Annotated in this window: 6 protein-coding genes; 3 read left to right on the top strand and 3 right to left on the bottom strand. The window is 72.0% G+C overall.

What is annotated here, in order from left to right:
• Together ADK52_RS05030 and ADK52_RS05025 are read right to left on the bottom strand one after the other, a co-directional pair.
• A partial coding sequence (locus tag ADK52_RS05030) for a sigma-70 family RNA polymerase sigma factor (RefSeq protein ID WP_159045842.1) occupies window positions 1–1,111 on the bottom strand: 1,111 nt, incomplete at its 3' end.
• Window positions 1,112–1,370: 259 nt separating this feature from the next.
• Window positions 1,371–2,141, bottom strand: a complete 771-nt coding sequence (locus ADK52_RS05025; protein ID WP_053688572.1) for a TetR/AcrR family transcriptional regulator — start codon at window positions 2,139–2,141, stop codon at window positions 1,371–1,373.
• Window positions 2,142–2,483: 342 nt separating this feature from the next.
• Here ADK52_RS05025 and ADK52_RS05020 point away from each other — a divergent pair, with 342 nt between their 5' ends.
• A complete protein-coding gene (locus ADK52_RS05020) occupies window positions 2,484–3,902 on the top strand; it encodes an NAD(P)/FAD-dependent oxidoreductase (RefSeq protein ID WP_053688571.1) in 1,419 nt (472 codons plus the stop codon).
• Between the two features lie 113 nt (window positions 3,903–4,015).
• The gene (locus ADK52_RS05015; RefSeq protein WP_053688570.1) at window positions 4,016–5,782 is read left to right on the top strand and encodes an ATP-binding SpoIIE family protein phosphatase; all 1,767 of its coding nucleotides are present in this window, start codon (window positions 4,016–4,018) and stop codon (window positions 5,780–5,782) included.
• 81 nt (window positions 5,783–5,863) lie between these two features.
• Here ADK52_RS05015 and ADK52_RS05010 read toward each other — a convergent pair whose 3' ends face one another.
• Complete coding sequence (locus tag ADK52_RS05010; protein ID WP_053688569.1) at window positions 5,864–7,162, bottom strand: MFS transporter; 1,299 nt, start codon at window positions 7,160–7,162, stop codon at window positions 5,864–5,866.
• 113 nt (window positions 7,163–7,275) lie between these two features.
• Between ADK52_RS05010 and ADK52_RS05005 the strand changes: the two genes are divergently transcribed.
• Window positions 7,276–7,812 carry a MarR family winged helix-turn-helix transcriptional regulator gene (locus ADK52_RS05005; protein ID WP_030292304.1) on the top strand — a complete coding sequence of 179 codons (537 nt, stop codon included), beginning with the start codon at window positions 7,276–7,278 and terminating at the stop codon, window positions 7,810–7,812.
• Window positions 7,813–8,173 lie beyond the last annotated feature (361 nt).

Here is an 8,173-nt window from a genome sequence, read left to right as displayed (position 1 = left end):
CGGCAGCCCCGGCCCCGGCAGCCCCGGCACCGCCAGCGGCCCCCGCCCCTGCTCCCGCTCCCGCCGTCGACCCGCCCGAGGCCGCGGCGGCAGCCCCCGCGCCCCCCGCGGCGACGGCCCCGCCGGCCACCACGCCGGCCGCCTTCGCCGCGTACCCGGCGGCGAACCACCCGATGACCGCGACGGGCAGCAGCGCGGGAATGCCCGCGTTGACGTCCTTGAGCTCCCCGGCGGCCAGCCGGCACTTCGCACACTCCTCCAGGTGCCCCCGCAGCCCCCGCTCCGCCCGCATCCGCAGCCCGCCGCGGGCGTACGCCCCCAGCCGGTCCGCGTACCGCGCGCAGTCCCCGCCCGAGCTCAGCGCCGAGCTCACATGCGCCTGGAGATAGGCCTGCTTGAGCCCCTCCCGAGCCCGGCCGGCCAGCACCGCCGTCGCGTTGGCGCTCAGCCCGAACAGCGGGGCGATCGCGCTCGGCGAGGCGTCTTCGACGGTGGTGTGCCACAGCACGGCCTGCCACCGCTCGGGCAGGCTCCGGAAGGCCTGCATCGCCAGCGACTGCTCCGCCTCGCGCATCGCCCGGACCTCCGCACCCAGTTCGAGGGTGTCGTCCCCGGACAGGCCGGACATGCCGCCGCCGACCTCGGTCCCCGCGGCAGCCTGCTCCGCGAACACCGCGAAGTCCTCGACGAGGTGCTCCCGCCGGGAGGTCTTCGCCCACGCCGCCGCGACCCGGCGCACCGTGGTCAGCAGGTAGGCCCGCACCGACTGGTCCGGCCCGGCCCCGCCCCGTACCGCCTGCAGCGTCCGCGCGAACACCTCGGCGGTCAGGTCGTCGGCCGTGTGCGCATCGCGGCAGCAAGTCCGCGCGTAGCGCCGTACGGAATCCGCGTGCCGGAGGAACAGCTCCTCGTACGCGCCGTCGTCGCCGCCGCGCATCCGGGCGATCAAGTCCCCGTCGGACGGTGGTAGATCGGCACCGGCATACCCCGCGGCCACGTGCCGTCCGCGGCGCGGCTCGCGCTGCGCGGGGACCTGGCGTGCGGCCGGACTCTCCGCCTCGACCTCGCCGCCGGCACCACCGAGCGGCTCTTCCCGACCGTCAACGCCCATCGCGGAAGCCCCCGCACGCCACACTCAACCGGTACACCGTTCAAGCGTGTCACACGGGGGGCGCGCGCCGGACCCGTCTTCCCACCATCCACTCGTCCGGGCAGCGTCCGGTGAAACCCCGTACAGATCCTCACTCTTTCGAGCGAGCGGCCGTTCGGGGAACCGTTCGACGAACCGGTCGACGAACCGTTCGGTGGGCGGGACGGGCAGCGGCGGGCACCCCTGCGGGGGCGTCCGCGAGGACCGTGCCCCGTACGGCTCAGGCCGTCCGGGAGCGCAGCCCTTCGAGCAGGATGTCGAGCAGCCGGGACGAAGCCGCGGCCTGCTGCGCCGCGTCGGGCAGGGCCGGAGCGGCCGTGGCTATCACCAGCAGCACATCGGCCACCGTGACGTCGCCGCGCAGCTCACCCGCCTCCCGGGCGCGGTCGACCAGCCGGCCGACCACTTCCAGCAGCGCACCCGCGCCCGCGTCCTCCGAGGGCTCGTCCTCGAGCGCGGTCCGCGAGCCCACGACCCGCAGCTCGGGAGCCCCGCCCGTCACACCGGCCTGGCGCTGGTGCGGAACCCGCGCCGCCGCCTCTTCGACGCCGTCCTCGCTCGCCGACCCGACCCGCAGCACCTGCGGCGGCAGCAGCCGCCCGGCGCCCGAGGCCACGGAGGTGCGCAGGAAGCGCGACAGCGCCTGCCACGGCTCCTCCTCCTGGCCCAGCGCGGCCTCGGCCTGCTCGGTCAGCCGGGCGGTCTCCTCCTCGGCTATCCGGCGGACCAGGACGTCCTTGCTCGGGAAGCGCCGGTACACGGTGCCGACGCCGACGCGGGCGCGCCGCGCCACGTCCTCCATCGGAGCCCCGTAGCCCAGCTCGCCGAACACCTCGCGGGCCGCGCGCAGCACGTGCTCGAGATTGCGCTGGGCGTCGACGCGCAGCGGCGTGGAGCGACCCACGCCGTGCGTCGTGCCGCCGGCCATCAGGCGGCCGCTGCTCTCACCCGAGAGCGCGGTCGCGGAACCATGGAAATCGGAAATATGCATATGTATCCCCCGGTAATCATTTGTCTCCCCCCGGAGACACTCCCCGCCTTCGTGTCGAGGTGGGCCACGGTCATGTGGGCCCCGGTCTTACTCCTCGACGAGATACGAACATAGTTGAGCCAGAGTCAATTCAGAAGAGGCAGCCCCGGACGGACCACCGCCCGATCGGAGCATTCACCCCCACTTTTCCGATCCAAGTCCCCGGAATCACCCCTTCCGCACCACCTGACCTGCGGAACTCCACCCCCACTCAAGCCATCCGACAGCCCCGTACCGGCACCCCCTCCGGTCACACAATGTGTCAGGCCTGTGGACAAACTCCCGGCCACGTTGCGTCATGGGATGGTGAAGGCTGCTAACTCCCGGGGCACGGACCCCGGTACCCCGCCCCGCACGCGCATCCTCGTCGTCGGCGGCGGCTACGTCGGCATGTACACGGCCCTCCGGCTCCAGCGAAAACTCAGAGCCGGCGAAGCCGAGGTCACGGTCGTCAGCGCCGAGCCGTACATGACGTACCAGCCCTTCCTCCCCGAGGCGGCCGCGGGATCGATCTCCCCGCGCCACGTCGTCGTGCCGCTCCGCCGCATCCTCGACAAGTGCCGCATCGTCATCGGCGAGGCCCAGCGCATCGACCACGCCAAGCGGACCGCGACCGTCGCCACCCTCGCCACCGAGGACGAGGGCACCGGCCCGCTGGAGATCGAGTACGACGAACTCGTCCTCGCCCCCGGCTCGGTGTCCCGCACCCTGCCCATCCCGGGACTCGCCGACTACGCCATCGGATTCAAGACCGTGGAAGAGGCCATCGGCCTGCGCAACCACGTCATCGAACAGATGGACATCGCCTCCTCCACCCGCGACCCCGCCCTCCGCGACTCCGCCCTGACCTTCGTCTTCGTCGGCGGCGGCTACGCGGGCGTCGAGGCCCTCGGCGAACTGGAGGACATGGCCCGCTACGCGGCCCGGTACTACCACAACATCAAGCCCGAGGACATGAAGTGGGTGCTGGTCGAGGCCAGCGACCACATCCTTCCCGAGGTCGGCCCCGAACTCGGCGTCTACACGGTCCGCGAACTGCGCCGCCGGGGCATCGACGTACGCCTGGAGACCCGGCTCGACTCCTGCGAGAACCGCGTCGCCGTCCTCAGCGACGGCGCCCGCTTCCCCACCCGAACCGTCGTGTGGACCGCGGGCGTCAAACCGCACCCGATCCTCGCCGCCTCCGACCTCCCGCGCACCGAACGCGGCCGCCTCACCTGCACCGCCTTCCTCACCGTCGACGGCGCCGAACACGCCTGGGCCGCCGGCGACGCCGCCGCCGTCCCCGACATCACCGCCGAAGAGGCCGGCCGCGAATGCGCCCCCAACGCGCAACACGCCGTCCGCCAGGCCAAGGTCCTCGCCGACAACCTGGTGGCCTCCCTGCGCGGCGAGCTCCTGACCGAGTACGCGCACAAGTACGCGGGCTCCGTGGCCTCCCTCGGCCTCCACAAGGGCGTCGCCCACATCTACGGCCGCAAGCTCAAGGCCTACCCCGCCTGGCTGATGCACCGCACCTACCACCTCAGCCGGATCCCCACCTTCAACCGCAAAATGCGCGTGCTCGCCGAATGGACCCTCTCGGGCCTCTTCAAACGTGAGATCGTCTCCCTCGGCTCACTCGAACACCCCAGGGCAGAATTCGAACTCGCCGCCGGACACGGCCACAGATTCCCCCCTCCCCCACCCGCCCCCAACCCCCCGAAGGACAGTCAGGGCTGACGTCGTCAGTGCGGTCGGCCACACTGGACGTGTGACCATAGGTGGGCCCACGCCTGCACACAGTGACATTCACGGCACAGCGACCACTTGCGACACCACGAGGCTTGAACGCAGTGAACTTCACGCGCTGGAGCGCCCGTTTTCCCGGAACGCAGCGCCGCGCCGCCGCCCGGTCCGAACACGCCGCCGCCCAGGCCAAGCGGGGTGAGGGCGCCGTCCCGGCAGCCCGCGGCGCCGCCGCACGCCCGGCCACGGCGCCGGACGGCGGCCCCGCGGACCCCACGGTCTCCGGCACCGGGACGGGCACCGGCCCGGGCAGCGGCAGCGACGCCGGCAGCGGCGTCCTCGCCGCCGTGCCCACCCTCGACGAGCTCTCCGTACGGGAGGTCCTCGGCCGGCTCCCGGCCCTCGTCGCCCTCGTCCACGGACCCGAACACCGCGTCGCCTACGTCAACGACGCCTACACCGCCGGCTTCGGCCCCCGCCCCTCCGGCGCACCCGCCCACGAAGCCCTCCCCGAACTCGGCGAGCTCGGCCTCCTCCCGCTCCTCGACCAGGTCCAGCGCAGCGGCAAGCCCCGTACCGCCAAGAACCGCACCGCACCCGGCGGCACCAGCTCGTACACGGTCACCTGCACCCCCGTCGAGTTCCCCAAGGCCGCCGCCGAAGGCGACACCGACCCGCACCACACCGGGGTCCTGATCCACCTCGCCGACGTCAGCGACCACGCCGAAGCCGTCGAACGGCTGCGCGCCAGCGAGCGCCGCCAGCGCGAAGCCGCCGTGACCCTCCAGCGCTCCCTCCTCCCGCAGGAACTCGAACAGCCCGACGACCTCCGCATCGCCGCCACCTACCAGCCCGGCGGCACCGAGGCAGCCGTCGGCGGCGACTGGTACGACGTCATCACCCTCGGCGCCGGCCGCACCGCCCTCGTCATCGGCGACGTCATGGGCCGCGGCGTCCGCGCAGCCGCCGTCATGGGCCAGCTGCGCACCGCCGTCCGCGCCTACGCCCGTCTCGACCTGCCCCCGCACGAGGTGCTCCAGCTCCTCGACGGCCTCGCCGCCGAGATCGACGCCAGCCAGATCGCCACCTGCGTCTACGCCGTCCACGACCCCAACGAGGGCCTGCTCGCGTACGCCTCCGCCGGCCACCTCCCGATCCTCGTCCGCGACGAGGACGGCACCGTACGCCGGGCGGCCGACCCCACCGGCCCGCCGCTCGGCACCGGCGGCTGGCTGCACACCTCCGGCACCATCGCCCTGGGCCCCGGCTCCACCGCCGTCCTCTACACGGACGGCCTCGTCGAACGGCGCGGCGAGGACATCGACGAGGGCGTCGCCGCCCTGGAACGCGCCCTCTCCGGCGCCCAGGGCACCCCCGCGGTCATCTGCGACCGCCTGATGCGCGCCCTCGGCGTCGACGCCGACCACGACGACGACGTCGCCGTCATGGTCCTCCAGCAGCCGAGCCGCACCGGAGCCGACGCCGAGCTCTTCCACAACGCCGCCCTGGAACTCCTCGGCGGCGTCGAGGCCGCCCCGCGCGCCCGCGCCTTCGCCTCCGGAGTCCTCGCCTCCTGGCGCTTCCCGGTCGAACTGTGCGACCTCGGCGTCCTGGCCGCCAGCGAGCTCGTGGCGAACTCCCTCCAGCACGGCACCCCGCCCATGCGCCTGCGGCTGCGCCGCACCGACCGCCGCCTGATCATCGAGGTCACCGACGGGGACGACCACCTCCCGCGCCGCCGCCGCGCCGAACCGGCCGACGAGACCGGCCGCGGCATCTCGATCATCGCGACCATCGCCTCCTCCTGGGGCTCGCGCCGCACCCCGGGCGGCGGCAAGGCCGTCTGGTGCGAGTTCGCCCTGCCGACCACATAGCCGTACGGGCACGACGAAGGCCCCGGTCGACCGACCGGGGCCTTCCCCCTGCTCACTGTGCGCCCGAGGGCGCCCGTACCCCTACGCGTCGACGGGCTCGCCCACCTCGGAGCCCGCCTTCGCGCCCTGCGCCACGATCCGGCTGCCCAGCAGCGACGGCCTGTCCTGCACCGCGCTCAGCTGCTTGCCGAGCCGCAGCGCCAGCCACGCGATCCCCAGCGAGACCACGATGAACACCCCGATGTAGAGCATCGGCACACCCGCACCCAGCGGCACGCCCAGCGGCCCGAGCGCCAGCGCCATCTGCTTGACCAGCGCGAAGGCCGAGTTGTACTGGCCCACCGAACCCTCCGGCGCCAGGTCGGCCACCAGCGGGGCCAGGGTCGGCGACAGCATCGCCTCGCCGATGCCGAAGAGCGCGTACGTGGTGATGAACGCGGCGGCGGCCATCATCGCGCTGCCGTGCCCCAGACCCGAGAACCCGGCGATGACCCACGCCACGGTCCAGATCAGGCCGACCAGCGCGATCACACGGGACCGGCGGCGCTTCTCGACCAGCTTCAGCACGACGAACTGCGCCACGACGATCGCACCGGTGTTGGCGGCCAGCGCGAAGCCGAGGGTGGACGGGGAGATCCCGGCGGCCTCGGTACCGAAGGCGGCGAGACCGGACTCGAACTGCCCGTAGCAGGCGAAGAAGATCACGAAGCCCAGGACCAGCAGCTTGACCATGGCCTTGTGCTCGAGCAGCCGCTTCCACGCACCGCCCGACCGGGACTCGTCCCGCGGCACGGCGTCCTTGATGCTCGGCGCGTGCGGCATCCGTACGGTCAGGATGACCCCGGCCAGGACCAGGAACATCACGGCCTCGATGCCGAACAGCAGGGTGAAGCTGGCGGGCCGGCTCTCGTCGACGATCTGGCCGCCGATGAGGCCGCCGATGCCCAGACCCAGGTTCTGCATGAAGAACTGGAGCGCGAAGGCACGCGTGCGGGTGCCCGGCGTCGAGCACCACACGATCATCGTGGCCAGCGCGGGCTGCATGACGGCCTGCCCGGCGCCGAGCGCCAGGGCGGACAGCAGGATCGGCACGATCCCGGTCGACAGCCCGAGCGACAGGGCGCCGGCCGAGGCGGCGACGGCCGCACCGATGACCACGGGGACGGGACCCCGGCGGTCGATGACCCGACCGGTGAGGGGCAGCGCGACCAGGGCACTGACGGCGAAGGCCACGAACGCGCTCGTGGCCGCCATGGAGCCCAGACCCCGCACCTGCGCCACGTAGATGTAGAGGAACGGAACCGTGAAACCGATGCCGAACGCGGTCAACGCGTTGCCGGCCTGGATCCGCCGCATCGCAGCGCCCATCACCTTGGTCACTTCTCACCTGCCTTTGAGAACTGAAGCCCGAAGACTTCATACCTAAACTTCGATCCTTAACTCTACACATCGAAGGAGTTAGACGCCAACGGGCCCGTGCGATACTTCGAACCATGGGTGACACCCCCGACGGCACCGCGCCCGTCCACGAGCCGAGCCTCGACGAGCAGATCGCCGTCTACCAGCGCGAGTTCCAGGACCTCGATCCGCAGGTCGAGAAGGTGGTCTCGGCGCTGAGCCGGCTGAACCGCCGCATGAACGTCGCGTACGGACGCCAGACCGCCGCTCTGGGCATCAGCAACGCGGAGTGGGAGGTCCTCAAGGCCCTCGTCATCTCCGGAGCCCCGTACCGGATGGGCCCGAGCGAGCTCGCGAAGCAGCTGGGCCTCACGCCGGCGGCGATGACCCACCGGATCGACCGCATGACGGCGGAGGGACTGGTGACGCGCGAGCGGGACGAGTCCAACCGGGTCCGCGTGATCGTGGAGCTCACGGACGAGGGCCGCAGCAAGTGGCTCGACGCCATGAGGGCGGCCACGGTGTTCGAGGAGGACCTCCTCCAGGACCTCTCCACGGCGGAACGGGGCGTGCTGGGCGACATGCTCACCCGGCTCCTGGACCGCGTCGAGGACCTCCAGTCGCCGAGCTGACCAGCACCTGAGCTGTGGGGTTGACACAGGCCCCGTGGATCCGTAAGGTTCTTCGAGTTGTCCCAGAGCCGGAAGGTTTTGGCGACGGCACATCCCGCCGCCTCGTTGCGGCACCCAACTCAGCACGATCTCCCACTGGGAACGAATTCGGCATGCCCGAATTCATTTCCGAAGGCCGATTATGAATCGGCCGGGAAATCCACTAGAGTTCTGGGAGTCGGAAGGGCCCAACAGCCCGGAAGACAAACCCCGCTGACTGGGGGTCAGGCCCGAAAGGATCTGATAGAGTCGGAACCGCAGGAAAGAACGAAAGCCCGGAGGAAAGCCCGAGAGGGTGAGTACAAAGGAAGCGTCCGTTCCT

Origin of the sequence: Streptomyces sp. WM6372 (genome assembly GCF_001279655.1) — a bacterium.
Lineage (GTDB): Bacteria > Actinomycetota > Actinomycetes > Streptomycetales > Streptomycetaceae > Streptomyces.
Note: the sequence above shows the minus strand (reverse complement) of the source record. Positions and strands in the feature narration are given on the sequence as shown.

Excerpts from the sequence above, each read along its gene's own strand:
- ADK52_RS05025 (WP_053688572.1), bottom strand. The coding sequence starts at position 2,141 with ATGCATATTTCCGATTTCCATGGTTCCGCGACCGCGCTCTCGGGTGAG.
- ADK52_RS05020 (WP_053688571.1), top strand. The coding sequence starts at position 2,484 with ATGGTGAAGGCTGCTAACTCCCGGGGCACGGACCCCGGTACCCCGCCC.
- ADK52_RS05005 (WP_030292304.1), top strand. The coding sequence starts at position 7,276 with ATGGGTGACACCCCCGACGGCACCGCGCCCGTCCACGAGCCGAGCCTC.